This window comes from Mycobacterium sp. NAZ190054, from assembly GCF_001545925.1.
Classification (GTDB): domain Bacteria; phylum Actinomycetota; class Actinomycetes; order Mycobacteriales; family Mycobacteriaceae; genus Mycobacterium.
Genome location: NZ_LMVQ01000246.1, coordinates 19,390 through 33,336 on the forward strand (window position 1 = coordinate 19,390; position 13,947 = coordinate 33,336).

General features: G+C 69.3%; 10 protein-coding genes and 2 pseudogenes. 8 read left to right on the forward strand and 4 right to left on the reverse strand.

What is annotated here, in order from left to right; translation table 11 throughout:
• Positions 1–80 precede the first annotated feature (80 nt).
• From mutA to ASJ79_RS17500, 4 genes are read left to right on the forward strand one after another with little or no spacing between them, the layout of a single operon-like run.
• Complete coding sequence (gene mutA, locus ASJ79_RS17485; protein ID WP_067957645.1) at positions 81–1,955, forward strand: methylmalonyl-CoA mutase small subunit; 1,875 nt, start codon at positions 81–83, stop codon at positions 1,953–1,955.
• A 1-nt stretch (position 1,956) separates the two neighbouring features.
• On the forward strand, positions 1,957–4,212 hold the full coding sequence (gene scpA / locus ASJ79_RS17490; protein WP_067957648.1) for a methylmalonyl-CoA mutase: 2,256 nt from the start codon (positions 1,957–1,959) through the stop codon (positions 4,210–4,212).
• Positions 4,213–5,208 carry a methylmalonyl Co-A mutase-associated GTPase MeaB gene (gene meaB, locus ASJ79_RS17495; RefSeq protein ID WP_067957652.1) on the forward strand — a complete coding sequence of 332 codons (996 nt, stop codon included), beginning with the start codon at positions 4,213–4,215 and terminating at the stop codon, positions 5,206–5,208.
• Positions 5,209–5,262: 54 nt separating this feature from the next.
• Positions 5,263–6,555 (forward strand): serine hydrolase domain-containing protein, encoded by a 1,293-nt coding sequence (locus ASJ79_RS17500; protein WP_067957655.1) that lies wholly within the window; start codon positions 5,263–5,265, stop codon positions 6,553–6,555.
• 9 nt (positions 6,556–6,564) lie between these two features.
• Here the strand turns inward: ASJ79_RS17500 and ASJ79_RS17505 are convergent, their stop codons facing one another.
• Both ASJ79_RS17505 and ASJ79_RS17510 read right to left on the reverse strand, forming a co-directional pair.
• A complete protein-coding gene (locus ASJ79_RS17505) occupies positions 6,565–7,299 on the reverse strand; it encodes a hypothetical protein (RefSeq protein WP_067957658.1) in 735 nt (244 codons plus the stop codon).
• A 53-nt stretch (positions 7,300–7,352) separates the two neighbouring features.
• Positions 7,353–7,727 carry a DNA-binding protein gene (locus tag ASJ79_RS17510; RefSeq protein WP_067957661.1) on the reverse strand — a complete coding sequence of 125 codons (375 nt, stop codon included), beginning with the start codon at positions 7,725–7,727 and terminating at the stop codon, positions 7,353–7,355.
• 136 nt (positions 7,728–7,863) lie between these two features.
• On the opposite strand from ASJ79_RS17510, the gene ASJ79_RS17515 reads away from it, so the two are divergent.
• Positions 7,864–8,469 (forward strand): hypothetical protein, encoded by a 606-nt coding sequence (locus ASJ79_RS17515; RefSeq protein WP_067957664.1) that lies wholly within the window; start codon positions 7,864–7,866, stop codon positions 8,467–8,469.
• Positions 8,470–8,711: 242 nt separating this feature from the next.
• A complete protein-coding gene (gene ileS / locus ASJ79_RS17520) occupies positions 8,712–11,819 on the forward strand; it encodes an isoleucine--tRNA ligase (protein ID WP_067957667.1) in 3,108 nt (1,035 codons plus the stop codon).
• A 12-nt stretch (positions 11,820–11,831) separates the two neighbouring features.
• Here the strand turns inward: ileS and ASJ79_RS17525 are convergent, their stop codons facing one another.
• Entirely contained in the window at positions 11,832–12,065 is a 234-nt protein-coding gene (locus ASJ79_RS17525) for an RNA-binding S4 domain-containing protein (RefSeq protein ID WP_067957670.1), read from the reverse strand.
• A gap of 38 nt (positions 12,066–12,103) precedes the next feature.
• On the opposite strand from ASJ79_RS17525, the gene ASJ79_RS17530 reads away from it, so the two are divergent.
• Positions 12,104–13,468 (forward strand): DNA polymerase IV, encoded by a 1,365-nt coding sequence (locus ASJ79_RS17530; RefSeq protein WP_082753896.1) that lies wholly within the window; start codon positions 12,104–12,106, stop codon positions 13,466–13,468.
• Between the two features lie 3 nt (positions 13,469–13,471).
• Here ASJ79_RS17530 and ASJ79_RS17535 read toward each other — a convergent pair.
• Positions 13,472–13,627: pseudogene (locus tag ASJ79_RS17535) on the reverse strand (L-asparaginase); the annotation flags it as partial.
• Here ASJ79_RS17535 and ASJ79_RS31165 point away from each other — a divergent pair.
• Positions 13,626–13,841: pseudogene (locus tag ASJ79_RS31165) on the forward strand (L-asparaginase); the annotation flags it as partial. The pseudogenes ASJ79_RS17535 and ASJ79_RS31165 overlap by 2 nt on opposite strands.
• Positions 13,842–13,947 lie beyond the last annotated feature (106 nt).

Sequence of the window (13,947 nt, forward strand, 5' to 3'; positions counted from 1 at the left end):
ACCGGGCAGATGCGCTCGGCGACCGTGACAGTGCAGTGCGCCACCGGCCCACACCGGTGTGACGCCCATCATTTAGCCTGGTGGCTGTGCAGAACCCCAGCGCCGGCGCTGCCGGCGGCGTAATCGACTCCGATCTGGACCGGTGGCGCTCCGCGGTGGCGGGTGTACTGGCGAAGTCCCTGAAAAAGGATCCCGCCGACCTGCCCGCCGAGCCCGAGCGTCTGCTCGATTCGGGTACCTACGACGGTTTCCCGATCCGGCCGCTCTACACGGGCGCCGACGAACTGCCCGAGCCCGCCCTGCCGGGTCGGTGGCCGTTCGTCCGCGGCGGTGACGCACTGCGGGACGTGAAGTCCGGCTGGAAGGTCGCCGAGGCGTTCCCGGCCGAGGCCGGCAGTGTCGCCGAGACCAACGGCGCGATTCTGCTGGCCCTGACCGAAGGCGTCAGCGCCCTGTTGCTGCGCGTCGGTGACGGCGCCGTGGCACCCGCCGACCTCGAGCGGTTGCTCGACGGCGTGTACCTGGACCTGGTGCCGGTGATGCTGGAGGTGTCCGGCGACGGCGCTGCCCACCGTGCGGCGGCCGACGCGCTGTTGAGGCTGCTGACCGGTCTGGACACCGACCAGCGCTCCCGCCTGTCGGTCGATCTCGGCGCCGACCCGCTGACGGCGCCACTGACCGGACGCCCGGCCCCCGACATCGCCGACGTCGTCGCGACCGCCGAGAAGGCGCTGGAGTACGGCACCCACGTGCGCACGATCACCGTCGACGGTCCGGTCTTCCACAATGCGGGCGCGAACGCCTCCTGGGAACTCGGTGCGGCCGTCGCGGCGGGCGTCAGCTATCTGCGGTTGCTGACCGAGGCCGGGCTGACCACCACGCAGGCGCTCGGGCAGATCAGCTTCCGCGTCGCCGCGGACGACGACCAGTTCATGACCATCGCCAAACTCCGTGCGGCACGCCAACTCTGGGCCCGCGTCGCGGAGGTCGTCGGGGAGCCCGACGCCGGGGCGGCCACGTTGCACGCCACCACGTCGCTGCCGATGATGACGGCACGCGACCCGTGGGTGAACATGCTGCGCACCACCGTCGCGGCGTTCGCGGCCGGGGTCGGGGGAGCCGACACCCTTGTGGTGCAGCCGTTCGACGTCGCGATCGCCGGCGGATTCCCCGGCACCGCACGCAGCTTCGCGCGCCGCATCGCCCGCAACACCCAGCTGCTGCTGCTGGAGGAATCGCACCTCGGCCGCGTGCTCGACCCGTCCGGCGGGTCCTGGTTCATCGAGGACCTCACCCGTCGTCTCGCCGAGCAGGCGTGGCAGAACTTCCAGGAGATCGAGGCCGCAGGCGGGTTCGCCGCCGCACGCGGACACATCAGCGCCCGCATCGCCGACGTCGCCGAGCGGCGCGCCGACGACATCGCGCACCGGCGCACCGCCGTCACCGGTGTCAACGAGTTCCCCAACCTCGCCGAAGTTCCGTTGCCGCAGCAGGATCCGCTGCCCCACGTGCAGCGCTACGCGGCGGCGTTCGAGGCGCTGCGCAACCGGTCGGACGCCCATCTGGAGAAGACGGGCGCTCGGCCCAAGGCGCTGCTGCTGCCGCTGGGTCCATTGGCCGAGCACAACATCCGCACCACGTTCACCGCGAATCTGCTGGCGTCCGGCGGGATCGAAGCCGTCAACCCGGGGCCGTTGGACGCCGCCGGTGTCGCCGCCGCCGTCGCGGCGGCCGGGGTCACCGAGATTGCCGTGATCTGCGGCACCGACGCCCGCTATGCGGGTGAGGTCGCAGCCGTCGTCGAGGCGGCGCGCGCCGCCGGAGTGCCCCACATCCTGCTGGCTGGGCCGGAAAAGGCAGTGGCAGAAGCCGATTCGAAGCCCGACGGCTACCTCACCGCGAAGATCGACGCGGTGAGCGCGCTGTCGGACCTGCTGACCCGACTGGGAGCGTGACATGACCGCCACCGAACGCCGAAACATCCAGAGCTTCGCCGACGTCCCGCTGTACGGGGAGGCCACGGTCACGGCGCCCTCGCCCGCCGACGTCGACGCGCAGGTGTCGGCCGCCGCGGCCGCGCACGGCTATCCGGCCGGCGAACTCGGCTGGTCCACACCCGAGGGCATCGACGTCAAACCGGTCTACATCGGCGCCGACCGTGACGCGATCGTCGAGGCGGGTTACCCGCTGAACAGCCTGCCGGGCGAACCGCCGTTCGTGCGGGGGCCGTACCCGACGATGTACGTCAACCAGCCGTGGACCATCCGGCAGTACGCCGGCTTCTCGACGGCCGCGGAGTCCAACGCCTTCTACCGGCGCAACCTGGCCGCCGGTCAGAAGGGCCTCTCGGTCGCGTTCGACCTGGCCACCCACCGCGGCTACGACTCCGATCACCCCCGGGTCGCCGGTGACGTCGGCATGGCGGGCGTGGCGATCGACTCGATCCTGGACATGCGCCAGCTGTTCGACGGCATCGACCTGTCGACGGTGTCGGTGTCGATGACGATGAACGGCGCGGTGCTGCCGATCCTCGCGCTGTACGTGGTCGCCGCCGAAGAGCAGGGCGTGCCGCCGGAGAAGCTCGCCGGGACCATCCAGAACGACATCCTCAAAGAGTTCATGGTCCGCAACACCTACATCTATCCGCCGAAGCCGTCGATGCGGATCATCTCCGACATCTTCGGCTACACCAGCGCGAAGATGCCGAAGTTCAACAGCATCTCGATCTCCGGCTACCACATCCAGGAGGCCGGGGCCACCGCCGATCTGGAGCTGGGCTACACGCTGGCCGACGGTGTCGAGTACATCAAGGCCGGCCTGGACGCCGGCCTGGACATCGACAAGTTCGCGCCGAGGTTGTCGTTCTTCTGGGGCATCGGCATGAACTTCTTCATGGAGGTCGCCAAGCTGCGCGCGGGCCGGCTGCTGTGGAGCGAGCTGGTGTCGCAGTTCGACCCGAAGAGCGCGAAATCGCTGTCGTTGCGCACCCATTCGCAGACCTCCGGCTGGTCGCTGACCGCCCAGGACGCGTTCAACAACGTCGCACGGACCTGTGTGGAGGCCATGGCCGCCACCCAGGGGCACACCCAGTCGCTGCACACCAACGCCCTCGACGAGGCTCTCGCGCTGCCCACCGACTTCTCGGCGCGCATCGCCCGCAACACCCAGCTGCTGCTGCAGCAGGAGTCGGGCACCACCCGGCCGATCGACCCGTGGGCCGGTTCGTACTACGTGGAATGGCTGACCCACCGGCTCGCGGAGAAGGCGCGGGCGCACATCGCCGAGATCGCCGAGCACGGCGGCATGGCCCAGGCCATCGACGAGGGCATCCCGAAGCTTCGCATCGAGGAGGCCGCCGCACGCACGCAGGCGCGGATCGACTCCGGGCAGCAGACGGTGATCGGCGTGAACCGCTACCAGGTCGACGAGGATCACGAGATCGAGGTGCTCAAGGTCGAGAACAGCCGGGTCCGCGCCGAGCAGATCGCCAAGCTGGAGCGGCTGCGCGCCGAACGCGACGATGCCGCGACGCAGGCCGCGCTGGCCGAACTGACCCGCGCGGCGGCCGCTACCGGGCAGGCCGGCGCGGACGGTCTGGGCAACAACCTGCTGGCGCTGGCGATCGACGCGGCCCGCGCCAAGGCCACCGTGGGGGAGATCTCCGACGCGCTGGAGAAGGTCTACGGCAGGCATCAGGCCGAGATCCGCACCATCGCGGGGGTGTATCGAGACGAGGTGGGCATGGCCGGCAATGTCAGCAGCGCAACCGAACTCGTCGAGAAGTTCGCCGAGGCCGACGGTCGCCGGCCCCGGATCCTGGTCGCCAAGATGGGCCAGGACGGCCACGACCGCGGGCAGAAGGTGATCGCGACGGCGTTCGCCGACATCGGCTTCGACGTCGACGTCGGCTCGCTGTTCTCCACGCCCGAAGAGGTCGCCCGCCAGGCCGCCGACAACGACGTCCACGTCGTCGGGGTGTCCTCGCTGGCCGCCGGTCACCTGACGCTGGTTCCGGCGCTGCGCGACGCGCTGGCCGACGTCGGCAGGCCCGACATCATGGTCGTGGTCGGCGGGGTCATCCCGCCGGGCGACTTCGACGAGTTGTACGCCGCCGGGGCGACGGCGATCTTCCCGCCCGGGACCGTCATCGCCGACGCCGCGGTCGGCCTGCTGAACAAGCTGGCCGACCGGCTCGGGTACACCTTGAGCTAGATGAGTCCGCCGGTCAACGAGCTCGCCGCCGCGCTCCGCAGCGGTGACCGCTCGGCCCTGGCGCGGGCGATCACGCTCGTCGAGTCAACCCGCCCCGACCACCGGCAAAAGGCGCAGGAGCTGCTACTGCAGCTCGCGCCCGAGGCCGGCAACGCCCTCCACGTCGGCATCACCGGGGTACCCGGGGTGGGCAAGTCCACGACGATCGAAGCCCTCGGCATGCATCTGATCGGCCAGGGCCACCGCGTCGCGGTGCTGGCGGTGGATCCGTCCTCGACGCGGACCGGCGGCTCGATCCTGGGCGACAAGACCCGGATGGCGAAACTGGCGGTGCATCCGGACGCCTACATCCGGCCGTCGCCGACCTCGGGAACCCTGGGCGGGGTGGCCCGCGCCACACGCGAGACGATCGTGTTGCTGGAGGCCGCCGGCTACGACGTGATCCTGGTCGAGACCGTGGGCGTCGGACAGTCCGAGGTGACGGTCGCCAACATGGTCGACACGTTCGTGTTCCTGACGCTCGCCCGCACCGGCGACCAGCTGCAGGGCATCAAGAAAGGGGTGCTCGAGCTCGCCGACATCGTGGTGGTCAACAAGGCCGACGGCGAGCACGCGGTCGAGGCCAAAGCCGCCGCGCGGGAACTCACCGGTGCCATCAGGTTGATCTACCCGCGTGAAACCCTGTGGCGCCCACCGGTTCTGACGATGAGTGCATTGACCGGCGCGGGCCTGGCGGAGTTGTGGGAGACGGTCCTCAAGCACCGCGACGTGCTCACCGAGGCCGGTGAGTTCGACGCGAGGCGGCGGACCCAGCAGGTGGAGTGGACCTGGTCGATGGTCCGCGACACCGTGCTCGACCGCGTGTTGTCGCACCCGGACGTACGTGCGATACGCGCCGAGGTCGAGCGCAGTGTCCGCGACGGCGAGCTCACCCCGGCACTTGCCGCCCAGCGGATCCTCGACGCGGCCGAGCCGCCGCCGAAAAGCGCCGGCTAACGAATCGGTAAATTCCGGATTGTTTGCCGTTCGCGCCGGAGTAAATTCAGGAGTGTGACGGGCGTCAACCACCCGGAGCGCGATGCGGCGCTCTCACACGGCCACGGGGCCGCGTTGCCCCGTGGTGTCCAGGGCGCTGCGGATCCCAACTTCTCCTGCGCGGTGCGGGCGTTCGCGCAGATGTTCCCGTGGCGCCGCCTCGGCGGTGGTGCGCTGTCGGTGTACCTCGACGGCGAACCCGTCGTCGACGTGTGGACGGGTTGGGCCGACCGCAAGGGCACCCGGCGCTGGACCGCCGACACCGCCCCGATGGTTTTCTCTGCGACCAAGGGTGTTGCGGCCACCGTCATCCACCGGCTTCACGACCGTGGCCTGATCGACTACCACGCTCCGGTGGCCGAATACTGGCGGGAGTTCGGTGCGAACGGCAAGTCGGCGATCACGGTGCGCGACGCGCTGCGGCACCGGGCCGGGCTGTCCCAGCTCAACGGGGCCGTGAAGGCCGACCTGCTCGATCACCTGGTGATGGAGGAGAAGCTGGCCGCGGCGCCGGTCAGCTGGCTGCTCGGCAAGCCCGCCTACCATGCGTTCACATTCGGCTGGCTGCTTTCCGGGCTTGCCCGGGCGGTCACTGGCAAAGGTATGCGGGACCTGATCCGCACCGAAGTGGCCGCACCGCTGAACACCGACGGGCTGCATCTCGGCCGGCCGCCGGTACAGGCGCCGACGCAGCCCGCCCAGATCATCGGCCCGCAGACGCGGCTGCAGAATCCGGTGTTCAACCTGGTGGCGCCGCGAATCGCGGCGCTACCGTTCTCGGCGGTCTTCGGCGCGATGTACCTGCCCGGTGTGAAGGCCCTGGTTCAGGGGGACACCCCGCTTCTGGACAGTGAGATCCCGGCGGCCAACGGGGTCGCCACCGCGCGGGCGCTGGCCCGCATGTACGGCGCGATCGCCAACGGCGGGCGCATCGACGGCGTCCAGTACCTGTCGGGCGAGACGGCGGCCAAGCTGATCGGCCGGCCGAGCCTGCGGCCCGACCACAGCATGCTCATGCCGCTGTCGTTCCACATGGGCTATCACGGTCTGCCGATCCCGGGCGTCCTGCCCGGCTTCGGGCATGTCGGTCTCGGAGGTTCGTTGGGCTGGGCGGATCCGCAGACCGGGGTGTCCTTCGGGTACGTGCACAACCGGTTGCTCACGCCGTTGGTGGTCAGCGACCAGGCGGGTTTCGTGACCACCGCGGCCCTGATCCGGCGCGGTGCCGCGCTGGCCCGCCGCAACGGGTATCGACCGGTGCGCGAGTACGGGGCGCCGTTCACCGACCTGACCGCCACGGCGGTCTGACCGGGGCGATCAGCGTCTCGCGCCGCTGAACCACCGAGTCTTGATCCGCCACGAATAGGCCGACGTCAACGCGAAGCCGGCGCCGCAGGCACAGGCGAACACCCACACCAGCGTGGTGCCCTGCACGGTCTGCAGCTGCGGGAACAGTGCGGTGGTGATCCGCACCAGGCAGGCGACGATGCCCATGGCCGACGCGAAGAGGTAGACGTTGGCGACCGGGCGCGAGCGCGGGTCGGTGCGCAGGATCATCAGCGCCCGGACGCCGTAGCAGAGCAGGTAGATGAGCATGCCGCAGAGCAGCAGCCAGTACAGGTTGAGCCAGAAGTCGGTGGGCACGTCGAAGAAGTCGGGACGGTAGATCGACGCGCCGTTACCGAGCCAGAACGCGGCGAGCAGCAGTGGGATGCACAGTGTCGCCGGGCGCTCGATGTGCTGACGGAAGCGTTGCTGCAATGCGTGGTCCTGTTCGAGCCGGCCCAGCGTGTTGTACACCACGGCCGACGCGGCGACGATGTAGCAATCGTGGCCGAGGTAGTCCTCGAGGTTCCACTTCCCGGTCAGAGAATGGAGCAGGGGCCCGAGTGTCTCGGAGGCCAGTGGCGACATCAACAACACCGCGACGCCCTGCAGTGCGATGTTCAGGGTCGCGGCCACCTCCCACCGGCATGACCAGGTGACGCGGCGGATCCACAAGCTCCACGCGATACACAACAGCGTGATCGCGATGAGGGATGCCAGGGCCATGAGGTGTCGCTTTCGAGCAAGACGTTGTCAGCAAATTGTAGGTGCTGACGCCGCTAAAGGGGAGGAGCGTCCAGCCGTGGCGTCAGGTCGGAGAGACGCCTGGGGCGCGCCGTTTCCACCCTTTGCGTGGTCTCCGGGGTCGCCGCCACCACCAGCGGGCCCGGTCCCGTCGCCTCGATGTACTGCCACACTTCCTGCCGGCTCATCAGCCCGAATTGAATCTGCAGATCGGGATAGCTAAGCGCGAAGCGGTCGGCGACGAGTCGCAGTTCCTCGGCGGAGGGGTAGTCGGCCTCTTTGATCCGCCGGTAATACGTGCTGCTGGAAATGCCGAGCGCGTCAATGATGTCCTTGGCGTCGATCTCTCCGTCGAGGAGATAGTCGAGCAGCGCCTTCAGCTGTCTGCCGTTCTCATCCGTACGTGGCATTTACCCACCTTAATCTGTGATCCCGGGTTTGGGCAGCCCCTCCCGGCAAATAGATATCCCGCCCTTTATTGACATAGCCGTCACAGTTTTGGGAGCAGTCTCCCAATTCTGGGACATTCGCTGTACCGTTAGCCACATGGTCGCTCCCTACATCTCCGACGAGGTCAAACAACGGCCCGTCGGCTCCGCGCCGGTAACTCTGGACGTGTTCGATCGCCCCGCGGTCGACGTGCTGCCCGCTCGTTCGCGCAAGATCGGTACCGCGCCGTCGAGCGAACTGACCGAAGAACTCGACGGCGCGGCGGAATGGCTGGGCGTGCGGGTCGAGGAGATCCTGCTGGCTGCCTTCGCCCGCACCCTGGGCCGGACCCGCGGCGACGGAACCGTCGCGGTCGACGTCACCGGTGGTCACCGCTGGCTCAACCACCCGGTTTCGGTGATGTGCGCCGCGGACGCGCCGATGGGGCCGACCGAGATGCTGCAGGGGGCGCACAGCGCGCTGGCCGGTGCGGCCGGCCACCCGGTCGCACAGTCCGAGGTGCTGCTCAATGTCGAGGACCGGGTCGACGACGGGCCGAGCGCGCGCGCCCTCGAGCTGCGCGTCCAGCGCGTCGACGGACTGCTCCAGATCGACTGGTGGTACGACGAGTCCCGCCTGGACGCGTACTCCGTCCAGGAGATGGCCGAGCAGTTCCCGCTGGCCGCGATCGAGATCACCTCGGACGCCGCAGCGCCGCTGTAACCCCGCCCGCTAAACTGGGGCGATCGGCGTCGATCCGGCCATCACCGGGGAGCCTTCGGAAGAACAGCGGGAGAGCAGGCGTGCTCCCGCTTAGTAGAACCGAACGGGTGGGCCCGTCATCGCCCTGACACGAGTGGCGCACCGATGGTGCGCAAGCGGGGTGGTACCGCGGCGCTCGCGCACCGGCGCGACGTTCGTCCCCGTGCCTGAACGTGAATTTGGCACGAGGGAGCACCACGTCCGTGACCGCATATCCGAAGCCCGCCGCTGGTGCACCGAAGTTCCCGGCGCTGGAAGCCGATGTGCTCAGCTACTGGGAGAGCGACGACACCTTCCGGGCCAGCATCGCGCGCCGCGACGGCGCACCCGAGTACGTCTTCTACGACGGGCCGCCGTTCGCGAACGGGCTGCCGCACTACGGCCATCTGCTCACCGGCTACGTCAAGGACATCGTGCCGCGCTACCGGACGATGCGCGGATACAAGGTGGAGCGCCGGTTCGGCTGGGACACCCACGGGCTGCCCGCCGAACTGGAGGTGCAGCGGCAGCTCGGCATCACCGACAAGGCCCAGATCGAAGAGATGGGCATCGAGAAGTTCAACGACGCATGCCGGGAGTCGGTGCTCAAGTACACCGACGAGTGGCGCGACTACGTCACCCGCCAGGCGCGCTGGGTCGACTTCGACAACGACTACAAGACCCTCGACATCGGCTTCATGGAGTCGGTCATCTGGGTGTTCAAGCAGCTGTGGGACAAGGGCCTGGCCTATGAGGGCAACCGGGTGCTGCCGTACTGCTGGAACGACGAGACCCCGCTGTCCAGTCACGAACTGCGCATGGACGACGACGTCTACCAGAACCGCCAGGACCCGGCGCTGACGGTCGGGTTCCGCATCGTCTCCGGTGACCTTGAGGGCGCCTACCTGCTGATCTGGACGACGACGCCGTGGACGCTGCCGTCGAACCAGGCCGTCGCGGTCAATCCCGAGGTCACCTATGTGGTCGTCGAAGCCGACGGCCGCCGCTACGTGCTCGCCGAGGCGCGGCTGGCCGCGTATGCGCGCGAGCTCGGCGAGGAGCCGGCCATCGTCGGCACCTGCACCGGCCGTGACCTGCTCGACGTGCGGTACGCTCCGCCGTTCCCGTATTTCATGGACTCGCCCAACGCTTTTCGGGTGCTGCCCGCCGAGTTCGTCAGCACCGAGGACGGCACCGGTCTGGTCCACATGTCGCCGGCCTACGGCGAGGACGACATGGCCACCGCGCAGGCCGGCGGCATCGAGGCCGTCACGCCCGTGGACGCCAAGGGCCGGTTCGACGCGACCGTGCCCGACTACGCCGGCCAGCACGTGTTCGACGCCAACCCGCAGATCATCCGCGATCTGAAGAACGGTTCCGGGCCGGCGGCGGCCAACGGCGCGGTGCTGCTGCGTCACGACACCTATGAGCACTCCTACCCGCACTGCTGGCGGTGCCGGAACCCGTTGATCTACCGGGCGGTGTCCTCGTGGTTCATCAAGGTCACCCAGTTCCGTGACCGCATGGTCGAGCTGAACCAGGACATCACCTGGTATCCCGAGCACGTCAAGGACGGGCAGTTCGGCAAGTGGCTGGCCGGCGCCCGGGACTGGTCGATCTCGCGAAACCGCTACTGGGGCACCCCGATTCCGGTGTGGAAGTCCGACGATCCGGCCTACCCGCGCATCGACGTCTACGGCAGCCTCGACGAGCTCGAACGTGACTTCGGTGTGCGCCCGGACAACCTGCACCGGCCGTTCATCGACGAGCTGACCCGGCCCAACCCCGACGACCCGACCGGCAGGTCGACGATGCGGCGCATCGAGGACGTGCTCGACGTGTGGTTCGACTCCGGATCCATGCCGTACGGACAGGTCCACTACCCGTTCGAGAACCAGGAGTGGTTCGACTCGCATTACCCCGGCGACTTCATCGTCGAGTACATCGGCCAGACCCGCGGTTGGTTCTACACGCTGCACATCCTGGCGGTCGCTCTGTTCGACCGGCCGGCGTTCCGGACCTGCGTGTCACACGGCATCGTGCTGGGCAACGACGGGCAGAAGATGAGCAAGTCGCTGCGCAACTACCCGGATGTCTCCGAGGTGTTCGACCGCGACGGATCCGATGCGATGCGCTGGTTCCTGATGGCCTCGCCGATCCTGCGCGGGGGCAACCTCATCGTCACCGAGCAGGGCATCCGCGAAGGTGTGCGGCAGGTGCTGCTGCCGCTGTGGAACGCGTACACGTTCCTGGCGCTGTACGCGCCGGGCAAGGGCACCTGGCGCACCGATTCGACGCACGTGCTGGACCGCTACATCCTGGCCAAACTCGCCGTGCTGCGTGACGACCTGACCGCGTCGCTGGACGTCTGCGACATCTCCCAGGCGTGCGACCAGCTGCGGCAGTTCACCGAGGCGTTGACCAATTGGTATGTGCGGCGGTCACGTTCGCGGTTCTGGGAGGAGGACGCCGACGCGATCGACACGCTGCACACCGTGCTCGAGGTGACGAGCCGGCTGGCCGCGCCGCTGCTGCCGCTGATCACCGAGGTGATCTGGCGCGGTGTCACGGGGGAGCGGTCGGTGCACCTGACCGACTGGCCTGAGGAGGGTCTGCTGCCCGCCGATCCGCAGCTGGTGGCCGACATGGACCTGGTGCGTGAGGTCGCGTCCGCGGGGTCGTCGCTGCGCAAGGCCAAGAAGCTGCGGGTGCGCCTGCCGCTGCCGAAACTCACCGTCGCGGTAGAGGATCCGGCCAGGCTCGAGCGCTACAAGGAGCTGATCGCCGACGAGCTCAACGTCAAGTCCGTCGAGCTCACCGACGACATCGCGACGCACGGGCGCTTCGAACTCGCCGTCAACGCCCGGGTGGCCGGGCCGCGCCTGGGCAAGGACGTGCAGGCCGCGATCAAGGCGGTCAAGGCGGGGGAGGCCGTGGTCAATCCCGACGGCACCCTGACGGCGGGCCCGGCGACCCTGACTCCGGACGAGTACACCTCCAAGCTGGTGGCCGCCGATCCCGACTACACCGCCGCCCTGCCCGACGGTGCGGGCCTGGTGGTGCTCGACGGCACGGTGACCCCGGAGCTGGAGGCCGAAGGCTGGGCCAAGGACCGGATCCGCGAGCTGCAGGAGCTGCGCAAGTCCACGGGGCTCGAGGTGTCCGACCGCATCTCGGTGGTGATCTCGGTGCCGACCGAGCATCAGCAGTGGGCGCAGACCCACCGTGACCTGATCGCCGGGGAGATCCTGGCGACCAGCTTCGAGTTCGGCGATCCGGACGGCGGGGCCGAGATCGGCGACGGAGTGCGGGTCGCGATCACCAAGGCCTGAGCCTGTCCGGGCTCACCCGTCGGTGACCCGCGCCCCGCGGCCGGCGAACGCCACCACGTCACCGGGGCGCAGTTGCCTGCCGCGTCGCCGTTCGGTGTCGCCGTTGACGCTGACCAGGCCGTCGGCGATCACGGACTTGGCGTCGGCGCCCGAGTCGATGAGCCCTGCCAGCTTCAGGAACTGCCCGAGCCGGATCGACGCGTCCCGGATCGGGACGTCGGTGGGCTCGGCGCGCGGGGGTGCCATACCGGTCACGGTATCCGCCAGGCCTAGCATCGGCGGATGTGGCCGCCCGATGGGTCCTGCATTTGGACATGGATGCGTTCTTCGCTTCCGTGGAGCAGTTGACCCGGCCCACGCTGCGCGGACGGCCGGTGCTCGTCGGCGGACTCGGCGGCCGCGGTGTCGTCGCGGGCGCGAGCTACGAGTCCCGGGTGTTCGGTGCCCGCTCGGCGATGCCGATGCACCAGGCGCGCCGGCTGGTCGGCGCCGCGGCCGTGGTGTTGCCGCCCCGCGGGGTGGTCTACGGGCTGGCCAGTCGCCGGGTCTTCGAGACCGTCCGGGCCAAAGTGCCTGTCCTGGAACAGTTGTCGTTCGACGAGGCGTTCGGTGAGCCCGCCGAGTTGGTCGGCGCGTCCCCGGCTGAGGTCGTCGCGTTCTGTGAGCAGTTACGGGCCGAGGTCGCCGAGGCCACCGGGCTGGTGGCCTCCGTCGGTGCGGGGTCGGGCAAGCAGCTGGCCAAGATCGCGTCCGGGCTGGCCAAACCGAACGGCATCACCGTGGTGCCCCGCGACGAGGAGCGGGCCCTGCTCGACGGTCTGCCGGTGCGCCGGCTGTGGGGCATCGGGCCGGTGGCCGAGGAGAAGTTGCACCGGCTGGGCATCGAGACCATCGGCGGCTTCGCCGCCCTCAGCGACACCGAGGTGGCGAACATCCTGGGCCCTACCGTCGGTCCCGCACTGCACCGGCTGGCGCGCGGCATCGACGACCGGCCGGTCGCCGAGAACGCCCCCGCCAAACAGATCAGCGCGGAGTCGACGTTTCCCGAGGACCTCACGACGATGACGCAACTCGCCGAGGCCGCCGGACCGATCGGCGAACACGCGCACCGGCGGCTGCTCAAGGACGGCCGCGGTGCGCGCACGGTGACCGTCAAACTCAAGAAGTCCGACATGAGCATCCTGACCAGGTCCGCCACGTTGCCGTACGCGACCACCGACGCGGGCACCCTGATCGCCACCGCCCGCCGGTTGATGCTCGACCCCGTGGACATCGGCCCCATCCGGCTGATCGGCGTGGGGTTCTCCGGGCTCTCGGAGGTGCAGCAGGAATCGCTGTTCCCGGATCTGGAGCTGATGGCCACCGAGGAGGTCACCGGCACCGGGGTTGCCGAACCCGCCGCGAACCCGGCTCCGTCGGCGCCGGAATGGCGGGTCGGCGACGACGTCGCGCACCCCGACCTCGGGCACGGCTGGGTGCAGGGTGCGGGCCACGGCGTGATGACGGTGCGCTTCGAAACGCGCAGCAGCGGCCCGGGACCCACGCGTACGTTCCGCGCCGACGATCCCTCGGTCACCCGCGCGAACCCGGTGGACAGCCTGGACTGGCCGGAGTTCGTCGCGCGGCTCGGCCGCCAGGACACTCCGTGAGCTTCAGCCCCAGCGGGCGAACACCTGCTCGGGCGCGGCCGCCGCGGCGAGCGACGCCATCAGCAGCACCCGGGCCTGCGGCGGGCGCAGCCGGGGGACCACGAACGCTCCGGCGTCGACCAGGTCACGGCCCGGACCGTAGCCGGGGCTGACCCGTCCGCGGTCCCGCGGCCTCGGTGTCGTGGTGAGCTTCGCGGGCAGCGTGTTCGAGGCGCTCGGACTGAACAAGGTCGCCACGTCGGATCTGCAGAGCTTCGCCGGGCGCATCGTCGACGATCACGGCAAGGTTCGCCCCTACCTCGGCGCCCTCCGCGCCGCGCACGCGCCCCGCGTCGACATCGTGGCCGCCTATCCGGGCGCCGCAACGGCTGCAAAAGGGAAACTTCGACCTTGGCTGATCTCCGCTGATTTGAGCGCGCCGTTTCGTCCGGTTCACCGGTGATGCCGTATGTGGGTACTACAACTGCCCAACCCTGACG

Coding starts and splice junctions, on each gene's coding strand:
- scpA (WP_067957648.1), top strand. CDS start 1,957: ATGACCGCCACCGAACGCCGAAACATCCAGAGCTTCGCCGACGTCCCG.
- meaB (WP_067957652.1), top strand. CDS start 4,213: ATGAGTCCGCCGGTCAACGAGCTCGCCGCCGCGCTCCGCAGCGGTGAC.
- ASJ79_RS17505 (WP_067957658.1), bottom strand. CDS start 7,299: ATGGCCCTGGCATCCCTCATCGCGATCACGCTGTTGTGTATCGCGTGG.
- ASJ79_RS17510 (WP_067957661.1), bottom strand. CDS start 7,727: ATGCCACGTACGGATGAGAACGGCAGACAGCTGAAGGCGCTGCTCGAC.
- ASJ79_RS17515 (WP_067957664.1), top strand. CDS start 7,864: ATGGTCGCTCCCTACATCTCCGACGAGGTCAAACAACGGCCCGTCGGC.
- ASJ79_RS17525 (WP_067957670.1), bottom strand. CDS start 12,065: ATGGCACCCCCGCGCGCCGAGCCCACCGACGTCCCGATCCGGGACGCG.